Below are 20,165 nucleotides of genomic sequence, written 5' to 3' on the forward strand. Positions count from 1 at the left end.
CTCGTCGTCACCGACGTCACCGAGTTCGCCCTCGACGGCTACAAGGCCTACCTCTCCCCGGCGATCGACTGCTTCGACGGGATGCCCGTGTGCTGGCGCGCGTCGCTGCACCCCGACAAGGCGCTCTCGCTGGGCATGCTCTCCGACCTGGTCGCGGCCGTGCGCCCCACGGGGGCGAGGCCGCTGGTCGTCCACACCGACGGCGGCTCGGTCTGCATGACCGACGAGTGGCGGGGCGCCTGCGAGGCGGCCCACGTCACCCGCTCGATGTCGCGCAAGTCGAGGAGCCCCGACAACGCCCGCGCGGAGTCGTTCTTCGGCACGCTCAAGAGCGACTTCTTCGAGGACGTGGACTGGACGGGCGTCACCTTCGCGGAGTTCCGCCGGAGGCTGGGCGCCTACATCGAGTGGTATCGTGGGGGCAAGCTCAAGAGGTCGCTCGGCTGGAGGACCATCGAGCAGTACAGGAGGGACATGGGCTACGCCGCGTAGCGCCAGGTCCGAGAAAACGTCCGGGGTCCCCTTTGCAATAGAAGGACCTACAACCTGCGCAAACAAGTTAGAAGAACATCCTGCAAACATCGTGAAAGAGGCTAAACAGACTACAAGGCTGCAGGGAATCGTGAAGAACCTTTCACTAGTGTGCAAGGCTTGTGCCCCATAGAATCTACGTCGACAGGGGGAAGCAAGGCATTTGGTGCCTTAGGGCATTCGAGGGGAGGATAGATGCTAGGAAAAGAGATTATCATGCGCGAGCTTGCCGAGATCGGCCTGGACGTAGACGGCTACGAACAGGTCTTCGACATTATGGGCGCACGCTTTCTCGAGAAGGGCTATGTCAACGACCGGTACCTTCCCACAATCAAAGAGCGTGAGGCACAGTATCCCACTGCATTGCCGGTCGAACCGTATCCCATTGCCATCCCGCACACGATGGCGCAGGCGATCATCAAGCCCTTCATCGCGCCGGTACGTCTTCTGCATACCGTTCCATGGGGCGATATGTCTGACCCCGAGAACAAGTTCGACGTAAAGCTCGTCTGCATGCTGGGTTTCAAGGACCCTGGCGAGCACATCGAGCTCCTCCAGATTCTGATGCATAACTTCCGGAAGCCCGAGTGGGTCAACCCTCTGTTCGAGGCGGAGACCGTGGACGAGTTCTACGACGACTTCGTAAAGATGGAGTGGACGCACGACTGAGAGCTTTGCGCAGTGCGGGAAAACAGTCGTTTCTTGGCCGTAGAGAGCAGGAGGAAACCATGACAGCAAAGATAATCGTCGCCTGCGGGAGTGGTGTTGCCACGTCTCAGACCGTGGCATCCAAAGTCAACCGCATGCTCGACAAAGACAGGATTGACGCGCACGTCGAAGCCGTCGATCTCAAGAGTGTCGACCGCTATCTCAAGGACGCTGCTGCCTACATCACCATCGTGCGCGACAAGAAGACCTACGACCTTCCCGTCATCGATGGAATTGCGTTCCTCACGGGGGTTGGCCAGAAGCAGCAGTACGAAAAGCTGCTCAAGGCGATTAGGGACCACAAGGGCTGAGAGGCCCGCGTATGACCCCCGCTTGAGGGCGGGGGCTCCGAAGAAACATAACCCATACTGAGAGGTGAGAGCATATGGATCTTGCTGCCGCAAGCTCGTGGATTAACGGCTTCCTTAGCTCGGTAGGTGCAGCCGTCTTCGTGCCAATCATTATGATTGTCATGGGCCTCATCGTGAGGATGAAGCCCAAGGAGGCAGTCTCCGCCGGCATCCTTCTGGGCGTGGCCTTCACGGGCATGTCGATGCTCATCAGCTATATGGGCAACATCATCCAGCCCGTCGGCGAGGCAATGCTCAATAACTTGGGAATTGACCTCCCGATCCTCGACGGCGGCTGGACCACCATGGCGGCAATCGCCTGGTCGTGGCCTTATGCCATCCTCATGTTCCCGTTGATGATCGTCATCAACATCATCATGCTCGTTGCCAACAAGACTGACACCTTCAACGCCGACCTTTGGAACGTGTGGGGCAAGATCTTCACAGCCGTGGGCGTGGTTGGCCTTACCGGAAACGTGTTGCTCGCTTTCGTGATTGCTGCTATCCAGATCGTGTTCGAGCTCAAGACCGCCGACCTCTTCAAGGACGAGATTTTCGAGCTCACGGGCATTCCTGGCGTCACCTGCACCCACAAGATGGTCTTCCTGGCTGCCATCTTCTATCCCATCGACAAGGTTCTTCGTAAGATTCCCATCCTCAACCACAAGGCTGACGCGGAGGCCCTGCACGAGAAGATCGGCATCTTCGCCGAGAACCATGTGCTCGGCTTCATACTCGGATGCCTCTTTGGCCTGCTGGGCGGCTATGACCTTGGCGCCCTCCTTACGCTCGGTGTCGAGTGCGCAATGTGCCTGACCCTCTTCCCCGTCATCTCCAAGTACTTCATGGAGGCCCTGTCGCCTATTTCCGAGGCCGTGTCCGACTACATGCACGGCAAGTTCGAGGGCCGCACTCTGGTCGTCGGCTTGGACTGGCCGTTCCTCGGCGGCTCCAACGAGATTTGGATCTCGGTCATCATCAGCATCCCCATCACGGTGCTCTTCGCCTTTATCCTGCCTGACAACAGGCTCCTTCCGTTCGCCGGTATCGTGAACACCGCTCTTGCCGTTCCCGCGTACCTGGTCACGAAGGGCAACCTGCCTCGCATGATCATCCTGAGCATCATTGGTATCCCCATCTTCTTGCTCGTTGGCACCGCATTTGCCCCGTTTGTCTCCCAGCTTGCCCTCTCCACGGGTGCTGTCGTGAAGGATGCACTTGGTGCCTCCGGCCTCATCTCCAACTCTGCGATCGATGGTCCCTGGTTCACCTATGCGTTCTCTCAGTTCCTCGACTGCATGAACGGCAACTACATCCCGCTTGGAATGCTGATCGTCTGGCTGGCTGGTTACTTCTTCATGTACCACGACACGAAGAAGGCCGCCAAGGAGAAGGCTGCCGCCGAGCCTGGCGAGGCTTCTGCCGAGGTTGCTGCCGAGTAACGGCTTCAACGCGAATCATGCCGGCGATGTCCTAGGCAGTTTTCAAATGGCCGACGGGCGCCAGTTGGTCCGTCGGCCATTCACTAGAGAAAGGAAAGCAACATGCTCGAAGATCTTAAGCTCAAGGTCATGAACGTTGCAAAGCAGGCTCAGCGCGAGGGAATGTGCAAGCACAAGTCTGGTAACTTCTCCGCTCGTGACGAAGAGACCGGCCTTGTGGTCATCACCCCCACGAGCGTTGACCGTGAGGCCCTGGTGGTCCCAGACATGATTGTGATGGACTTCGACGCAAATGTGGTCGAGAACCAGACGGGCCTACGTCCCACATCGGAATCCCTTATGCACCTCAAGATCTACCAGACGCGTCCGGACGTTAAGGCAATCGCACACACCCACTCGCAGTATGCGACTACCTTCGCCATCCTGGAGAAGCCCATCCCTGCCGTAGTGTACGAGCTCGCCACCCTCAACTGCTCCAAAGCCCGCATCCCGGTTGCGCCTTACGGTCGTCCCGGTACCCCGGCGCTGGCAGACTCCGTCGTCGAGCCCGTCAAGGAAGCTGACGTATTCCTGCTTCAAGGCCATGGCTCAGTTGCCGTTGACGAGGACAACATCGATGAGGCATACCTCAAGGTCTGCTACATCGAGGAGCTCGCCGAGCTGTACTACCATGCGCTGACCGTCAATGGCGGCAGGGAGCCTAAGTCCTTCCCGCCCGAGGAGCTCCAGAGCTGGGAGTATCCCAAGGAGATCAAGTTCCCCAACGCGAAGTAACGCCTTGCGCCTGGGGCTCTTCCTTTCCCAGCTGCCCGTCCACGCCTCTTGTGCGGGGCGGGCGGCTCTCTCGGCAGGGCCTACGTTGGCATGTCATGGAGGCAGAGCGTGAGTAAGAAGAGGACAAAGAAACGGAACGTTGCGCCCTCCGGTGTCATGGGTTCCAAAAAGGCTCAAGATAGGCGCTCGTTCGAGCTCCCCAAAGTCAGCGAGACGAGGCATCCTGCCCCCATCACTGTCGGGGCGCGTATGGCGACCTTCGTAGAGCTGCTCGCCATCTGCGCAGTCTGGCTCTTCGTCGCCTTTAGGTTCTTTGCCAGCAAGGATATTTTTGGGACGTTCGTGATAGGCCTCACCTATTTTCTCGGCGCCTTCTCCATGTACCTGGTAAGGGCTGCCCTGGAGGCCAAGCGTCGCTACGGGAAGGCTGACGGCAAGAGGCTCTTCTACTATAGCCAGATGGTGAAGGGAGACCAGAAGTGGTCCCTCTACATCGGGCTTTCCTTCTTTGCCGTTTCGATGGTGCTTCGTTGGCTGGCTCCGTCTCCCAACTTCGACATGGTGGGTATCGACATCGCCACGTCCTTCTACCTGGGATATATCTGGACGGCAAAGTACAAAGGGGAGGAAGCGCTTCCCTTCGCGTACATGGAAACCATCTTCCTCCTGCTCACCATGTTCACGAATTACATCGTCTACTTCTTTGGATGAGAGGATAAGCAATGAAGAAGATCATCAACGCTCCCGAGGATTACGTCGACGAGATGCTCCAGGGCATCTACGCCTCCCACCCAGACCAAGTGAAGTGTGTCGCAGATGACCTGCGCTGCTATTGCACCGCTCGCAAGAAGCCGGGCAAGGTTGCGATCATCACAGGTGGCGGCACCGGTCACCTGCCCCTGTTCTTGGGCTATGTGGGCGATGGTCTGATTGACGGTTGCGGCGTTGGCGGAGTGTTCCAGTCTCCCTCTGCCGAGCAGATCTACAACATCGCCAAGGAAGTCGAGGCTGGAGCGGGGGTTCTCTGCCTCTACGGCAACTACACCGGCGACATCATGAACTTTGACATGGCGTCCGAGATGCTCGAGATGGATGACATTGAGTGCAAGTCGCTCGTAGGAGCTGATGACGTTCTCTCGAACGAGAATCCCGAGGCTCGTCGTGGAGTTGCGGGCATATTCTTCATGTACAAGGCTGCTGGTGCTAAGGCCGACCAGGGCGGTGCGCTCGATGAGGTGTATGCAGCTGCAAAGAAGGCCGGGGACAATGTGAGGACGGTGGGTTTTGCTCTCACGCCTTGCATCGTTCCCGAGGTTGGCCATTCCAACTTCGAGCTCAAGGACGATGAGATGGCCTTCGGCATGGGCATTCACGGCGAGCCCGGCGTTTGGAATGGTCCTATCAAGACCGCAGACGAGCTTGCAGAGGAATCGGTGGGGGAGATTTTGAAGGACATGCCCGTTGCCTCGGGAGAAGAGGTTGCCCTTCTCGTTAACGGGCTTGGCGCCACTTCCGTCGAGGAGCTCTACATCCTTAGTAACTCCGTGAGGAAGCAGCTCAAGGCCAAGGGAATCAAGGTGTGGCGCTCTTGGACGGGGGAGTACGCGACCTCTATGGAGATGGCAGGTGCCTCCATCTCCGTCTGCAAGGTCGACGAGGAGCTCAGGGGATACTTCGAACACCCTGTAAACACCCCCTTCATCTGCCAGAGGTAGGCACCTTGGCCCATTCGATGCTTGGAGGCATCTAGGGATGGAAAAGATCACAGCAAACGATGTTCCGGCAATGTTCGATTGTGTCAGCAAACTATTTGCCGAGAAGAAGGACGAGCTCTGCCAGATGGACGCGGTAATGGGAGACGGTGACCTAGGCCTCACCATGAGCAAGGGCTATGGCGCACTCCCTGGGTTCCTTCGCGACTTCACCGGCGAGGGAGACATCGGCAAGATGCTTTTCAAAGGCGCAATGAAGATGCAGAACACCGTCCCGTCGACGATGGGAACCCTCATGTCGTCAGGTGTCATGCAAGCCGGGAAGTCCTTCAAGGGAAAGACCGAGCTGGTTCCCCCTGACATGGCTACCTACATAGAATCGTTTGCCGAGGGAATCAAGAAGCGCGGCAAGTGCGAGCTTGGGGACAGGACGATTCTCGATTCCGTCGATGCCGCAGCAAAGAGTGCACGCGCCCTCGTCGACCAGAATCCTGAGGCAAGCTTCCGCCAAGTCATGGATGCGGCTGTCGAGGGAGCAAAGGCAGGCTGCGAGGCGACGAAGGACATGCTGCCCAGGTTTGGGAAGGCTGCCGTTCATGCTGCAAAGGCGAAGGGCGTGATTGACCAAGGCGCGCTTGCCGGACAGTATATGCTTCAAGGGCTCCGCAATTACTTTGCAGATAACCAATAACAGCGACATGAGGACGGGACACTCCGCCCAATAGGGGGAGCGGGCGGGGAGGGAATCCATCTTCCCGCCCGCCTTTTGAAGGGATGCGTGAGACCCATGCTCTACAACGACCCAAAGAGCTTTCGCGAGGACATGCTGAGGGGCTACGTGGCCGCATACCCGGAGTATGTCGCCCAGGTGCCCGGGGGAGTCGCCCGCGCGACGAGGATGCCCGCCGGCAAGGTCGCAGTCATCAACGGAGGCGGCTCCGGTCACTACCCGGCCTTCTGCGGAATCGTGGGCGACGGATTCATGGACGGGACCGTGGTCGGCAACGTGTTCACGTCACCCTCGGCCGAAGACGTCCTCGGGGTCGCCCATGCGGTCGAGCAGGGGACGGGGCTCCTCATCGTCGGTGGCAACTACGCCGGTGACAAGATGAACTTCGACATCGCCCGCGATCGCCTGCGCGAAGGCGGCGTCGACTGCCGCACCACCTACATCACCGACGACGTGAGCTCCGCCGCACCGGAGGAGGCGTGCAAGCGCCGAGGGAACGTGGGGACGTTCATGGTCTTCAAGGCCGCGGGCGCCGCGGCCGCAGCGGGGCTGCCCCTCGACGAGGTGGAGAGGGTGGCGAGGGAGGCGAACGACTCCACCAGGACCATGTCCGTGGGGTTCCGCGGGTGCACGCTCCCGGGCGAGGACGCTCCGCTCTTCCACGTCCCGCACGGGCGCATGGAGGTCGGGCAGGGCATCCACGGGGAACCCGGCGTCGGGGAGGCCGACCTCGAGAGCGCCGACGGGATAGCCGGCCTGCTCGTCGACCGCGTCCTCGCGGAGGCGCCTAAGGGCGGCAGCAAGAGGGTCGCAGCTATCCTGGACGGGCTCGGCTCCACCAAGTACGAGGAACTCTTCGTGGTCTGGGGCACGGTGAGGAGGCTCCTCGAGGACAGGGGCTACACCCTCGTCCACCCGCTGGTCGGGGAGTACGTGACGTCGCTCGACATGGAGGGGATAGCGCTCGCCGTGGAGTTCCTGGACGACGAGCTGGAGGGGTACTGGCTCGCCCCGTGCGACACGGCGTCGTACCGCCTCGGTGGAGGGACGATGGCCTCGCGATCGCGTGCGACCTACGAGACGGGGCCAGGGGTGGAGGAGTCCTTCGGGCGCGGCTCCGACGCGTCCGAGGCTGCCGCAGGATATGTGGTGGACGCGCTTGCCCGCATGCGCGACGCGGTAGCCGCCGCCGAGCAGGACCTCGCCAGGATCGACGGGGTGGCCGGCGACGGCGACCACGGACGCGGGATGGTGAAGGGGGCCACCTTCGCTGCCGAGGCTGCCGCGGACGCGCACGCACGTGGCGCTGCGCTCGGCTCCACCCTCCGCGAGGCGGGCCGAGCCTGGGCGGCCAAGGCCGGCGGTACCTCCGGGGTGCTCTGGGGCTCGGCGCTCGAGGTCGCGGGTGGTGCGCTGGGCGATGACGCGGATGCTTATGGCACGGCTGACGCGGCAAGGGCGGCGAGGGCTGCGCTTGCCAAGATGGAGGAGCTCGGCGGTGCACGCCCCGGCGACAAGACCATGCTCGACGCCCTCGGCCCGTTCGCTGACGAGCTTGGGCGCCAGGCGGAGGCAGGGGCCTCCCTCGGGAACGCCTGGGCCGCGGCCGCGGCGGTCGCCAAGAAGGCTGCCGAGGAGACCAAGGGCCTCGTCCCAAAGGTCGGGCGCGCCCGTCCGGCGGCAGAGCGCAGCCTTGGGACACCCGATGCGGGTGCCATCTCGATGGCGCTGTGCATGAAGGCGGTGCTTCCAAAGAAGTAGCGAGCTTCCTGTGGGAAACGGCCGGGAACGAATTGTGAAATGGTTCCCGTAGCTTCTTGGGACAATGCGTTGCGTTGCCGGGATGACACCGTCCCGGCAACGGCCCCGACATTGCTGGGAAACAGTCACTAAGTCGTGAATTCTCGACAGTCAAACACGCCTAACCTTCGAAATATCACGACTTGGTGACTGTCTCGTACAAATTCGCTGGTTAGCCGGTCTTAAACGGCGAAATACTACGGAACGAGAAGGGAGAGGAGCTCGCGGCTCACGTCATCGGGGGCGCACTTGGGCAGCACGTGGTCGGCCCCGGGCACCACGACCTTGCGCGCGTAGGGAATTGCGTCGACAATCCGCTGCGTCTCGGCGGGATTGATGCAGTCGAACTCACCTACCATCACGGTAACGGGGCAGCCAATCGAGCCAAGCGACTCCGCCGGAATGTGGGGTTCGTCCAACATGAGGCGCATAAGCTGGGCGGTCATTCTCGCCTCCTCGATACTGGGGGTCATGATAGAGGGGTCAATGCCCTCAGGTCCGTCTTCCAGCCATGCCGCCCATGCCTCGCTCTGCTCGGCGGTGCCTTCTATGTCCCAGTCATCTTCCACAAGCACGCCCTCGGGCGTGAGGTTTGCGCCCATCGAGAGCACCGAGGCCACGCGCTCTGGATGGTCACGGGCCATGAGTAGGGCTTCTATGGCACCGTCCGAGAAGCCCACTACGTGCGCACGCTGCACCCCCAATGCACCGAGCACGAGAAGCGCATCGTCTGCCATGAGCTCATAGGTGAGGGGGGAGCTTCCGCGCGTGGACGCACTCTGTGCGCGCGAGTCCACGCCAATGGCGCAGCGCCCTTTATCGACGAGGGCGTCTATCTGCGCGCCAAAGATGCCGTGCTCCTCTCCGTTGCCGTGGAGGAAGAGGACCGGATCCGCTTCCACCCGCCCCTCGACCGGGCCATACACGAATGTGGCAATCTGGGCCCCATCGCCAGTCTCGACCTTGCGCGCCACACGGGGCACGACGGTGGGGCGCAGATAGTAGCTGGGGAAATGCGGCTGAGGCGGAATGGGCGCTACGGTGCTCGGCATGGGCTTCCTCTCTATGACGACGAGAACGATGGCATGGCTGCCCAAGTTCTTCATTTCGTTGCTATGCCAACAGAAACACGAGCGTTTGAGCAGATATCATTAAGTCATCTGCGTGGCTACAGGACAAGGCGACTCTGATATCACACTACCATGTGGGAGGGCCCATGCTCGAGAGAAGAGATTTCCTGCGCTTGTCAGCGCTTCTGGGTTGCGGGCTTCTCACCGGGTGTGCTACGCAGCCAAGTGCGGACACCGCACCGTCATCAGACTCGACTGGGACCGCAGATGCCGTCGACGAAATGCGCATCATTGCTACCTCTCGCTCGCTTGCCCAGATGGCGGTCCTTGCCGGTATGCCGCCCGTGGGCGTTACCGAAGATGCTACCGGTCTCGACGGCCTACCCGAAGACGTGGAATCTGTGGGCACCATCGCGCAACCGAGCCTCGAGAAGATCGTTGCGCTCAAGCCCACGCTCGTGCTGCTCACTGCCGAGATCCCCGCGCAGGAGGAGCTCGAGTCCGGCCTGGGCGGTGCGGGCATTGCGTGGCGCGACGTCGACGTGAACAGCTTCGACGACTACGCAAGCAACATGGCCGCACTTACCGAGACGAGCGGGCGAGACGACCTCTACCAGGCCAACGTCACGGACGTCTCGAATGCCATAAGCGAGGTCGAGGCAAGCGCGGCAGGCCTGCCCCAGGTGAGCTACCTGGCGCTTCTCATCTCGTCTACCAAGGCAAAGGTCGCCAAGAGCGGCTACTTTGCCTGCGAGATCTTCGACAACCTGCAGATGGCGAACATCGCCGAGGACGACTCCTCGTTGGATGACCTCTCGGTCGAGGCAATCGTTGCCGCCGACCCCTACTACGTCTTTGTCATCCCTCGCGGGGACGAGGATGAGGCCAAGGGGGTCTTCGAACAGGATTTCCAGGCTCAGCCGGCATGGTCGTCCCTCTCGGCGGCTCAGGCGGGCAGGGTCAACGTCCTGCCCAAGGACCTCTTTGAGTACAAGCCAAACGAGCGCTGGGCAGAGGCCTACTCCTACATCCTCAGCGTGCGAGAGCAACAGGGGTAGTCGTGTCCAACGGTGAAGAGGGGCGATACGAGAGGAGCCACTGGGCGTGCGTTCTGGGTGCCGTCGCGCTCGCGCTCGCCTCGCTCGCCTCGCTACTCAAGGGCACCTCGGCGCTCGGCTCGTCCGAGGCGTTTCAGACGCTTGGCCTCCTCGTCACCGGCCGCGCTGCAGATCCCACGGCAACGCTCGTCCTTATGGGTGTTCGCCTGCCTCGTGTGGTTGCGGGGGCGTTCTGCGGCGCGGCGCTGGCATCATCGGGCCTCCTCCTGCAGGCGTCGCTCGACAACGACCTTGCCTCGCCGGGTGTGATGGGCGTCAATGCCGGGGCGGGCCTGCTCTGGCTTGTCGCAGCCCTCTGGCTGCCAGGACACCCTATCCTGAGACAGGCCATGGCCTTTGCCGGCGCGCTTCTCGCCACGCTTCTGGTGTGCCTGGTCTCGCGCCGAGCGGGGAGCGGCCCCAGCACTGTGGTCCTTGCCGGCGTTGCGGTCTCGAGCCTTATGGCGGCAGCCATTGACGTGATCGTGGTCGTGTGGCCGGAATCGGTCACGGATCGCGTGTCCTTTACGCTTGGCGGACTTTCCGGGGTGACCTACCAGAGCCTTGCGGTGAGCCTTCCTGCCATGGCGGTGGCGCTTGTGGCCGGGGCCTGCCTCGGCCGTGGCATAGACCTGCTTGCACTGGGTGACGAGGCCGCGCACGGCCTTGGTCTTAATGTGCGCGCCTGCAGGCTGGGAGCCATTGTCTGCGCCGCGCTTCTCGCCGCCTCGGCCGTATCCATCTGCGGCCTACTCAGCTTTGTTGGCCTTATCGTTCCCAATCTCATCCGCATGTGGGCGAGACCCACGACCCGCCAGGGGCTCGCACTTTGCGTCGTGTGGGGCTCGGCCCTGCTGGTTGCATGCGACCTCGTGGCACGGACCATCGCATTTCCCTACGAGCTTCCGGTCGGCCTGGTGCTCGCACTTCTCGGCGCGCCGTTCTTCCTAGGGCTTCTGTCGCGGCGCAGGTGCAGGCATGGCTCACATTCTGTCACGGCGTGTCGCAGGGGTGATGCCGCATGATTGACGTGCGGGGCCTCTCGTTTGTGCGCGAAAGCGGCTTCTCCCTTGCCGTTGACTCCCTCGAGCTCAACGACGGCCAGGTGAGCACCCTCGTGGGCAAGAACGGCTGTGGCAAGTCCACGCTTTTGCGCTGCCTTGCCGGCGTGCTCCCGCACGAGGGGAGCGTGGCCGTGGACGGACTTGGCTTGGGGAAGCTCAGCCACCGGGAGCGGGCACGCCACCTTGCCTATCTACCCCAGAAGCTCGGCGCTCCGCGCATGGATGTCTACACCCTGGTGTGCCACGGGCGTTTTGCCACGCTCGGTGCTGTAAGGACGCTGGGCGAGAAGGACCGCAGTCTGGTGCGTCACGCCATGGAGCTCACGGGCGTGTGGAAGCTTCGTGACCGGCTCCTCGGGGATGTGTCGGGCGGCGAGTTGCAATGCGCCTATCTTGCTATGGTTGTCGCCCAGGACGCAGGGACGCTCCTTCTCGACGAGCCGTCCGCGCACCTTGACGCCCACAGGCGCTGGGAGCTCGCCGCGCTCTTCCGCCGCCTTGCAGGAGAGGGTCTGGCGGTGGTGGTTGCGACCCACGACGTGGAGTCGGCCTTCTCGTATGCCGACAAGGTCTGCCTCATGGCCGAGGGGCGCGCGGTTGCCCAGGGACCGCCAGGCCTTGTCGCCACGAGCGGAGCCGTGCCGACGGCGCTGGGCGTTGGCATGGCAGAGCAGGACGACCCGCAACTCCTGTGGAGGTATGTGCTCACGCACCCGTGAGCGCCGCACTCACAAGAAAGAGGATGCGTCCCGGCCGGGACGCGGAAGAGAGGGGAGACCATGGGATACGTGCTTGATGGGGAGGGGCTTGACGGGCTGGTTCGCGAGCTTGCCCGCGACCACCTCGTCTTTGCTCCGGTGAGAAGGGTGGGTGCAGGGCGCTTCACCGACGTTGACCAGGTAATCTACGATTTCGTGGATGACGCCTCGCAGGTCGAGCTCGACGCGAAGAGTGACTACTCGTTCAAGGAACTGCTCACACCGCTCTCGCAGACGCTCTTCTACTACACCGAGGACCAGGTGAGAGAGGCTAGCGATGTTGGTGCAGCCAACGACTCCGCCGTGCGCGGTGACGCCCGCGAGGTTCTCGTGCTCATGCGCGCCTGCGATCTCTATGGCGTGAAGCGCCTTGACGCGATGTATCTGCACAACGGCCCCGAGGATAGCTTCTACCGTCGCATCCGCGACCGCGTTCGCTTTGTGCTTCTCGGCTGCCCACAGACCTTCGAGCACTGCTTCTGCGCAGACATGGGCACAAGCGTCGCACCCGACTGCTGGGAGTTCTCGCTCGAGCGCTTGGGCGACGGCTACGCCTGTGCCGTGGCAAACGAGTCCTTCCGACCGCTCTTCGAGCGTCATGCCACACGCAGCCAAGACGTTGTTCCCGCGCACGTCAGCACAAACGAGGTGCACGTGCGCGTCCCCAAGTCCGTGCCCTTGGAGCTTCGCTCCAGTGACGTGTGGGACGAGTACAACCACCGCTGCATCGGCTGCGGCAGGTGCACCATCGTGTGCCCCACCTGTACGTGCTTCACCATGCAAGACGTGGCCTACACCGAGAATGGTAGGGTTGGCGAGAGGCGCCGTGTGCAGGCCAGCTGCATGATTGACGGCTACTCGACGGTTGCCGGCGGGGCAAGCTACCGCAAGCAGCACGGCGAGCGCATGCGCTTCAAGGTGCTCCACAAGGTGTGCGACTTCCGCCAGCGCTTTGGCTACGACATGTGCGTGGGCTGCGGGCGCTGCGACGACGTATGCCCCGAGTACATCAGCTTTGCCGCGTGCGTCAACAAGCTCACCGACGCCGTTGACGAGTGGGACGCCCAGCACGAGGGGAGCGTGGCCTGCGATGCCTAGCAACAATCCATACCTACCCTTTGCCTCGAAGGTGATCGAGATCATCAGGCACACCGAGAAGGAATACACCTTTCGCATGGGCTTTGGCGGAGAGGTTTGCCCCGGCCAGTTCTTCGAGGTCTCCGTCCCTAAGTACGGTGAGGCGCCCATCAGCGTGAGCGGCATTGTGCCCGGCGAGTCGGTCGACCTCACCATTCGCCGCGTGGGCGTGGTGACCAGCGAGGTCTTCGAGGCCTACGAGGGCTCGACGCTGCTTTTGCGTGGGCCCTACGGAAACGGCTTCGAAGTCGAGCGCTACCTAGACGGGGAGTGCGTTGTTGTGGCCGGTGGCACGGGTGTGAGCCCCGTGAGGGGAGTCGTCGAAGCCTTGGCCGCAAGCGCCACACCCAAGGACAAGCACGTGATCGTGGGCTTTCGCAGTCCCTCCGACATGCTCTTCCGCGATGACCTTGCACGCTGGGATGGTCTTCTGGACCTCATCCTTACCGTGGACGGCGCACCTGACGGCTACGAGGGCAACGTTGGCTTGGTAACCAAGTACATCCCCGGGCTCCCTCTGCGTGACCCCTCAATGGCGCAGGCAATTGTCGTAGGCCCGCCGCCCATGATGCGCTTCTCCGTGAAGGGCCTTCTCGAGCTGGGCCTTGCAGAGGAGAACATCTGGGTGAGCCAGGAGCGAAAGATGTGCTGTGGCCTGGGCAAATGCGGTCATTGCCGCATAGGTGAGAAGTACGTGTGCCTGGATGGGCCCGTCTTCAACTACACCCAGAGCAAGCAGCTGCTGGATTAGGAGACCTCCATGATTCAAGACATTGACGTCAAGGCCATGAAGAAGAACGCGTTCCGCGTGAGCAAGGAGCGCGGCATGGCCGCCAGCCGCGTGCGCATTCCTGGCGGCCTTGTGAGCGCCAAGAGCATGGCGCGCATCGTCGAGATTGCCGAGGAGTACGGCAGGGGGGAGATATTCCTCACCAACCGCCAGGGCGTCGAGATCCCGGGCATCCACATGGAAGACATGCCCAAGGTAAACGAGAAGCTCAGGGCCATCATCGAGGACACAAAGATCAACCAGGAAGACACCTCACAGGGCTACCTGGCAAGTGGCACCCGCAACGTTGTGGCATGCCCCGGCAAGCGGCTGTGCCCCTTTGGCTGCTACGACACGACCGCCTTTGCCCAGCGCATGGACCACGAGATCTTTCCCAACAACCGGCACGTGAAGGTGGCCTTCACCGGCTGCTCAAACGACTGTGCGCACGTGGCTCTCAACGACTTTGGCATCATCGGCATGACCGAGCCCCACTACGACCCTAACCGCTGCATCGGCTGTGGGCAGTGCGTCGACTGGTGCCAGCGGCGCTCGGTGAGCGCGCTTAGACTCGAGAAGGGCAAGGTCGTGCGCGACGAGGACCGCTGCATAGGATGCGGCGTGTGCGTGGTCTACTGCCCCACGCGCGCCTGGACCAGGAGTCCCGAGCACTATTTCCGTCTCAAGATCATGGGACGCACGGGCAAGCAGAACCCGCGGCTGGCTCAGGACTGGCTGCGCTGGGTGGACGAGGGCTCCATCGTGAAGATTGTGAAGAACACCTACGCCTTCATCGAGGAGTACATCGACCCCAATGCGCCCGAGGGCAAGGAGCACATCGGCTACATCGTTGACCGTGTGGGCTTTGACGAGTTCTGCGCATGGGCGCTCAAAGACGTCGGACTGCCCGAGAAGTGCCAGCGTGCAACACGCGTCTACTGGGACGGCAAGCACTACGACCGCGACAACAGCCTGCGATGAGACAAAGGGAGTTTCCCTTTGTCTCATCCAAGAAGAGGGGCGCCCCGGCGGCGCCCCTCTTTCCTTCTGGATTTGTCGGCACCACTCGATAAGAACGACGGAGCCTTATTCCCACGTGTTCTCGACGGATGCAATATTAGTTCCTTTGGATTGCCTCCAAGTTTAACTGTCTAGCTCAGGCATCATTCGAATGATTGCCTACCTAGCTATCTCTGCGGGTCAAACCCCAAGCAACATGCATTAAGGCTCATCTTTGCCATTTCCTCTGCTCCGATTGGTCATTGTTGCCCTATCGAATGGCACGTACATTCTAATCAGGAAGCGAGGTGGTGAATAATGTTCGACTTGACGAATCGACAGGTGAGCGAACTCGAATGGCTTTGCCGACAAGATGAGCCCGTGCTAGTCGGTGACGTCGCTTACCGCTTCCACGTGAGTGTCCGCTCAGTGAGAAACGACTTGTCTCAGCTTGAGCAATTTGCGCGCATGCATAACGTGACCCTCGAGCGCAAGCGTGGCAAGGGGATTGTGCTGGTAGGCACTCCAAGCAGTGTGAAGGCACTTCACAGGACGCTTGAAACGCAGGGCCGACGAATCCTTAACCCCGAAGAGAGGCTGTCAGCAATGATCGCGTCTCTTCTGCTTCGTGACTCAGCAACGTTTCAACTTCTTGCAAACGATTGCGGAGTGAGCAGACAAACAACAATCCGTGACTTCCCCGAAATGGAAGCGGTGCTCAAGAACGAGTGCATTTCAGTAGTTCGCTGCCAAGGAAAAGGTCTGGCTTTACAGGCAGACGAATTGAGCATACGTCATGCATTCGTTCAGCTTCTTGCCGATAACCCCTGCCCGGACTGCATCAGCGATTTGGTTGCTCGCGATGAGGGCATGAGTGTGTGCATGCCTCTTGCAAAGGAAATCCTCCAGCATGCAAAAGTCGTCTTGGGCATGGGATTTCTCAACGAGGGCTATATCGAGACCCTGGTCTGCTATATGTTGCACCGTATCCAGTGCGGGCACACCGTTCGGTCGACGCACTACGAGCTTGAACTCTCGGCAAACGCAGAGACGCTGGATTTGCTCCGCATAATGCTTGAGAGGTACGTTTCCCAGCGGGATGAGAGAACCTATCTGGCAATCCTGATTCTTTCGCAGAGAATAGGTCCGCTACCATCTCAAAGGGAGCGCACAGAGGCTGATGCCATGAACGGGGAGGCAAAGAAACTCTCACGGCAACTGGTTGATGCACTCAGTAAGTATCAGCGAATTGACGGTGTCGCAGTCAAGGATGTCGTAGCGATGCTTACGGAACACATTCGAGCGGCGCTCTATCGCAAGCACAACAATATCCAGTTGCATGACGAGAAGATAGAGTCCTACCTTCGCCTGACCTCTCCGCTCATCCTTGAGTTCACATCAAGCACTCTTGAAGATTGCGGAGTTGAATTCCCTCCAAGCGAAATAGCCTACATAGCGATGTATCTTACGTCCATTTTTGAGGCAAGTGGGGGAGAGGATCTTGTCCCAAGCGTTCTCTTTGTCTGCTCTTTTGGCCTCGCGACTAGCGTGTTGCTGAAGTCACGTCTGGAGAGACTGCTATTCGGATGCCGGCTTGTTGGCCCAAAATCTCTTGGGGAGGCAAAGGAGTACCTTCAGCGCAATGAGGTCGACTTGGTAATTGCCTCCTGCGAGTTCTCGACTTCGGCGGCGCCTGTATTACATGTAAATCCAATGCTTACGCAAGTCGATATCGATCGAGTGAAGGGCTACGTTAACCAACTCCCCTACACCAAAATGAGCTCTCAGTTTGTTAAGCACTACTCTGAGCAGAAACATGAGAAATCGTTTCATCGTGTGACGGACTATGTTTGCGCTGATGATATCCAGGTAGTAGATGCATGTGAGTCTTGGCAGGATGCCATTCGACTAGCCGCTATGCCCTTGGTCCAGCGTGGTCTTATGGAGCCTCGCTACGTCGAGACAATGGTTCACGCCGTATGCGAACTCGGTACATATATGGTGTTGACTCCAGGTACCGCATATGTACACGCCGGTGTGGATGACGGTATCTCAGACGACTGCGCGGCAATTCTTGTATCCCGTTCGCCAATTAGATTCGGCAGCGAGAATGCCAAAAACGTCCGCGCCATAGTTGTTCTTGGAATCAAACACCAAGACAAGAGCGATTTGTTGGCACTTGCATCGATATTTGGGGCTTCGAGCAATCTAGAGAGCCTTGCGAAGCCAGAAATCAGCGCCAAGACCATCGCACAAATGCATGACTAGAAGCAACGAAGAGACTGAAGAAAGAGTTGCTGATGCAATCGCAATCTCCCGTGAGTGTCGGAATTGACAATATCCGTATCGGCCTCAAAGCAAACGATTGGGAAGACGCTATCAGGCAAGCGTCAGAGCCGCTCGTTGGGTCAGGGGCAATTCGCAGCAGATACGTTGACTCCATGGTCAATAGCGTCAAGGAGCTCGGCCCTTACATTGTCTTAATGCCAGGATTCGCGCTTGCCCATACCGCCCCATCTTCTGAGGTATTGCGCACGGACATCTCAATCGCCGTATTCGATTCTCCCATTTTCTTCAATTCTGAAAATGACCCAGTGTTTGTGGTGATGTGCCTTGCATGCAAGGACAAGGCATCTCACCTCGAGAGACTGCAGCACGTCGCACGCAAATTCCTCGATGACGCTCATCTTGTGAGGCGTATTCGAGAGTGCAAGACCTGTGACGAGCTCTCCACTCTGCTCAATGAGTAGGGAGTTGGAATACAACGAGGGGCCATTGCCCCGGAAGGAGGCAGTACGGTGAGACGCGTTCCCAAGATTCAAGCGGTGTGTGGTTTTGGGTGTGGTTCTTCTCTCATGCTGCGCATGAGCATAGAAGAAATCGCCAAAAAGCACGGGGTGGAAGTCGCGGTGTTTTGCGGTGACGTTTCCACGTGCTCCGCAAATACGTGCGATGTCATCTTTTGCTCGGTTGACCTTTCCGATCGGGTCCGCCAGCACGCGAAGGTGCCGGTTGTTGCCATCAATCGTCTTATGGACAAGCAGGAGGTCGAAGAAAAGTTTCTGAAGTTTATTGATGATTTCGAGGGAAAGGGTGAGTAGCAATGGCCGTACTCAGTTTCATCGTTAACGACATCTTTGGGCAGGGCGCGATCTTCATTGCTCTTATCGCAATGATTGGCCTGATATTGCAGAAAAAGCCTTTTGGTGAGATTGTCCGCGGAACGGCGATGACCGCAATTGGCTTTTTCATTCTGACAACAGGAACGGGGATTATCACCGGAAAGTCAATCGATGGCATTTCTGCTGCATTCAATGCGATTATGCCTCAGGCTGTTCCTTCGACAACGGTGGATATCAGCGCAGAATATGGCACGCAAATTGGTATCGTCATGATACTTGCCTTTGCGATTAACCTGCTTGTTGCACGTTTCACAAAGTGGAAGAGCGTGTTCCTCACCGGCCACATGCTGTATTGGTTCCCCTTTGTCTTCATAGCTGCCGGTGTTGATGCGGGTCTTTCCGGCGTGAAACTTATTGTGCTTGCGACTGTGTTTACTGCGCTATATATGGTTGTCTCGCCAAACCTTATGCGTCCGTTTGTGAAGGGTGTAACCGGAAGCGATGACTTCACGATCGGTCACCCTACGACATGCCTTTCGGTGATTTCGGGGCTCCTCGGAAAAGCGTTGGGGGATAGATCTCGCTCGACTGAGGATCTTAACGTTCCCAAGTCGCTGAGCTTCCTGCGCGAGATTTCGATCACTGGCTCCATTGCGATCGCTATCACCTATCTCATCATGTACTTCCTGCTTCTGTCCAACGGTATGGATCCCGCAGCCGTTTGGGGATATGCTGACACGACCACCGATGCGTTTGTGTACATATTCCAGCATTCGATCATGTTTGGTGTAGGCATCACTGTCATGCTTCAAGGTGTGCGCATGCTCATCGCGGAAATCGTTCCCGCATTCAAGGGAATTGCCGACAAGGTCGTCCCCGATGCTATTCCAGCTCTCGATTGCCCTGTCGTTTTCCCGTACGCACCCAATGCGCTGACCATTGGCTTCCTTGTTGCAATGGTTACGAGTGTCATTACCATTCTTCTTACGAACGGAATATTCCCCACCGTGGTCATTCCACTCATCTCCACATGCTTCTTTGAGATTGGCACTGCCGCAATTATTGGAAATAGCACCGGTGGAGTTCGTGGCGCAGTCATCGGATCTGCTGTTGCGGGAGTCCTCGCCGTCTTCTTGGTTGGTTTTGGAGCCTACTTCTTCAACAACACGATTCAGCAGTGGATGCTGGTTTACGGTGGCCAGGACTTTGACCTCTGGGGTATTGTTTGCGGCTCTATTGCTCGACTCATTGCTTAGAGACGGGTTCTCATGGGAGAGGCAACGATGGAGTTTGAGTACTTCGACCACGTCGAGGCAATTCTAAAGAAGGTCAGGTCTAGTGAGACGGCAAACATGCGTGCCGGCGTTGACCTGTTGGAAAAATGCGTGGTGGGTCATGGTTCGATTTACATCTTCGGCGCATCCCATGCGGGAATCCTTAGTCAAGAGATGTTTTACCGTGCCGGCGGTTTGATGCTGATCAATCCAATCTTTGGCAAGGAGGTGTCGGTCGAAGCGAGTCCGATTACCCTAACCAGTGATATGGAGCGTCTCGTCGGATATGGAACCGCACTTGCCAGGCACCGTGCGGATTTTCGGAGGGGTGATGTGCTCATCGCGCATTCGGTATCAGGGCGCAATCCGGTCACGGTCGAGGTTGCCCAGGCTGCAAAGGACGCAGGGGCAAGCGTGATCGCCTTGACCAACCTCTCCTACTCCAAGACGGTCTCCTCGCGTCACCCCTCTGGAAAGCGACTCTTTGAGCTTGCCGACGTGGTGATAGATAACCACGGTGATGTGGGAGACGCGACAGTTCCAATCACCGGACTTGAACAGAAAGTTGGACCGACGTCGACCGTTGTGGGCGCTGCGGTTCTGAATGCGATGATCGCCGAGCTCGTTCAGCGCCTTGTCGATGGGGGAATGAAGACGCCGCCAGTCTTCTACAGCGCGAATATCGATGGAGGCGATGAGCTCAACCGTTCGCTCTACGAGAAGTATCGGGATAACATCAAATACGCATTCTAGGGTGCTTTGCAGTAATTCCTCGACAATGTCGCTCTATCGGAGCGGCCAAAAGAGGAGCCGCTGCCAAGCATTGCT

21 protein-coding genes are annotated in these 20,165 nt (G+C 59.4%); 20 read left to right on the top strand and 1 reads right to left on the bottom strand.

Going from position 1 to position 20,165, the window contains the following annotated elements:
• The 9 genes from ACO59D_RS07470 to ACO59D_RS07510 all read left to right on the top strand — a co-directional run.
• Positions 1-492 (top strand): transposase (locus ACO59D_RS07470; protein WP_485126456.1); only part of this gene is annotated, 492 nt, incomplete at its 5' end.
• A gap of 234 nt (positions 493-726) precedes the next feature.
• Complete coding sequence (locus ACO59D_RS07475) at positions 727-1,200, top strand: PTS sugar transporter subunit IIA (RefSeq protein ID WP_130811865.1); 474 nt, start codon at positions 727-729, stop codon at positions 1,198-1,200.
• 59 nt (positions 1,201-1,259) lie between these two features.
• Positions 1,260-1,550 carry a PTS sugar transporter subunit IIB gene (locus tag ACO59D_RS07480; RefSeq protein WP_130811866.1) on the top strand — a complete coding sequence of 97 codons (291 nt, stop codon included), beginning with the start codon at positions 1,260-1,262 and terminating at the stop codon, positions 1,548-1,550.
• 74 nt (positions 1,551-1,624) lie between these two features.
• The gene (locus tag ACO59D_RS07485) at positions 1,625-3,031 is read left to right on the top strand and encodes a PTS galactitol transporter subunit IIC (RefSeq protein ID WP_485126457.1); all 1,407 of its coding nucleotides are present in this window, start codon (positions 1,625-1,627) and stop codon (positions 3,029-3,031) included.
• A 102-nt stretch (positions 3,032-3,133) separates the two neighbouring features.
• Positions 3,134-3,805: a class II aldolase/adducin family protein gene (locus tag ACO59D_RS07490; RefSeq protein ID WP_130811868.1), complete on the top strand. Its 672-nt coding sequence runs from the start codon at positions 3,134-3,136 to the stop codon at positions 3,803-3,805.
• A 108-nt stretch (positions 3,806-3,913) separates the two neighbouring features.
• Positions 3,914-4,516: a hypothetical protein gene (locus ACO59D_RS07495; RefSeq protein WP_485126458.1), complete on the top strand. Its 603-nt coding sequence runs from the start codon at positions 3,914-3,916 to the stop codon at positions 4,514-4,516.
• A gap of 11 nt (positions 4,517-4,527) precedes the next feature.
• Positions 4,528-5,520, top strand: coding sequence for a dihydroxyacetone kinase subunit DhaK (locus ACO59D_RS07500; RefSeq protein ID WP_485126459.1), 993 nt, complete (start codon positions 4,528-4,530; stop codon positions 5,518-5,520).
• A 37-nt stretch (positions 5,521-5,557) separates the two neighbouring features.
• Positions 5,558-6,208: a dihydroxyacetone kinase subunit L gene (locus ACO59D_RS07505; protein WP_130811871.1), complete on the top strand. Its 651-nt coding sequence runs from the start codon at positions 5,558-5,560 to the stop codon at positions 6,206-6,208.
• Positions 6,209-6,304: 96 nt separating this feature from the next.
• Positions 6,305-8,008, top strand: a complete 1,704-nt coding sequence (locus ACO59D_RS07510; protein WP_485126460.1) for a dihydroxyacetone kinase family protein — start codon at positions 6,305-6,307, stop codon at positions 8,006-8,008.
• Positions 8,009-8,244: 236 nt separating this feature from the next.
• On the opposite strand, the gene ACO59D_RS07515 is transcribed toward ACO59D_RS07510, so the two are convergent.
• Positions 8,245-9,099: an alpha/beta fold hydrolase gene (locus ACO59D_RS07515; protein ID WP_485126461.1), complete on the bottom strand. Its 855-nt coding sequence runs from the start codon at positions 9,097-9,099 to the stop codon at positions 8,245-8,247.
• 164 nt (positions 9,100-9,263) lie between these two features.
• On the opposite strand from ACO59D_RS07515, the gene ACO59D_RS07520 reads away from it, so the two are divergent.
• The 11 genes from ACO59D_RS07520 to ACO59D_RS07570 all read left to right on the top strand — a co-directional run bounded on the left by ACO59D_RS07520 (position 9,264) and on the right by ACO59D_RS07570 (position 20,090).
• The gene (locus tag ACO59D_RS07520) at positions 9,264-10,175 is read left to right on the top strand and encodes an ABC transporter substrate-binding protein (protein ID WP_485126462.1); all 912 of its coding nucleotides are present in this window, start codon (positions 9,264-9,266) and stop codon (positions 10,173-10,175) included.
• 2 nt (positions 10,176-10,177) lie between these two features.
• A complete protein-coding gene (locus ACO59D_RS07525; RefSeq protein WP_485126463.1) occupies positions 10,178-11,239 on the top strand; it encodes a FecCD family ABC transporter permease in 1,062 nt (353 codons plus the stop codon).
• Positions 11,236-11,997: an ABC transporter ATP-binding protein gene (locus ACO59D_RS07530; RefSeq protein WP_485126464.1), complete on the top strand. Its 762-nt coding sequence runs from the start codon at positions 11,236-11,238 to the stop codon at positions 11,995-11,997. The genes ACO59D_RS07525 and ACO59D_RS07530 overlap by 4 nt, the downstream gene beginning before the upstream one ends.
• Positions 11,998-12,057: 60 nt before the next feature.
• Complete coding sequence (gene asrA, locus ACO59D_RS07535; RefSeq protein WP_485126465.1) at positions 12,058-13,134, top strand: anaerobic sulfite reductase subunit AsrA; 1,077 nt, start codon at positions 12,058-12,060, stop codon at positions 13,132-13,134.
• Positions 13,127-13,924 carry an anaerobic sulfite reductase subunit AsrB gene (gene asrB / locus ACO59D_RS07540; protein ID WP_485126466.1) on the top strand — a complete coding sequence of 266 codons (798 nt, stop codon included), beginning with the start codon at positions 13,127-13,129 and terminating at the stop codon, positions 13,922-13,924. Before asrA ends, asrB begins: the two co-directional genes overlap by 8 nt.
• A 9-nt stretch (positions 13,925-13,933) precedes the next feature.
• Positions 13,934-14,923, top strand: a complete 990-nt coding sequence (gene asrC / locus ACO59D_RS07545) for a sulfite reductase subunit C (RefSeq protein WP_485126467.1) — start codon at positions 13,934-13,936, stop codon at positions 14,921-14,923.
• Positions 14,924-15,409: 486 nt separating this feature from the next.
• Positions 15,410-17,209: a BglG family transcription antiterminator gene (locus tag ACO59D_RS07550; RefSeq protein ID WP_485126468.1), complete on the top strand. Its 1,800-nt coding sequence runs from the start codon at positions 15,410-15,412 to the stop codon at positions 17,207-17,209.
• A gap of 50 nt (positions 17,210-17,259) precedes the next feature.
• Positions 17,260-17,691, top strand: a complete 432-nt coding sequence (locus ACO59D_RS07555; RefSeq protein WP_485126469.1) for a PTS sugar transporter subunit IIA — start codon at positions 17,260-17,262, stop codon at positions 17,689-17,691.
• 48 nt (positions 17,692-17,739) lie between these two features.
• Positions 17,740-18,042 (top strand): PTS sugar transporter subunit IIB, encoded by a 303-nt coding sequence (locus ACO59D_RS07560; RefSeq protein ID WP_485126470.1) that lies wholly within the window; start codon positions 17,740-17,742, stop codon positions 18,040-18,042.
• Between the two features lie 2 nt (positions 18,043-18,044).
• On the top strand, positions 18,045-19,319 hold the full coding sequence (gene ulaA, locus ACO59D_RS07565; protein ID WP_485126471.1) for a PTS ascorbate transporter subunit IIC: 1,275 nt from the start codon (positions 18,045-18,047) through the stop codon (positions 19,317-19,319).
• Positions 19,320-19,346: 27 nt separating this feature from the next.
• The gene (locus tag ACO59D_RS07570; RefSeq protein WP_130811901.1) at positions 19,347-20,090 is read left to right on the top strand and encodes an SIS domain-containing protein; all 744 of its coding nucleotides are present in this window, start codon (positions 19,347-19,349) and stop codon (positions 20,088-20,090) included.
• Positions 20,091-20,165 lie beyond the last annotated feature (75 nt).

Source organism: Tractidigestivibacter sp. (assembly GCF_057241865.1).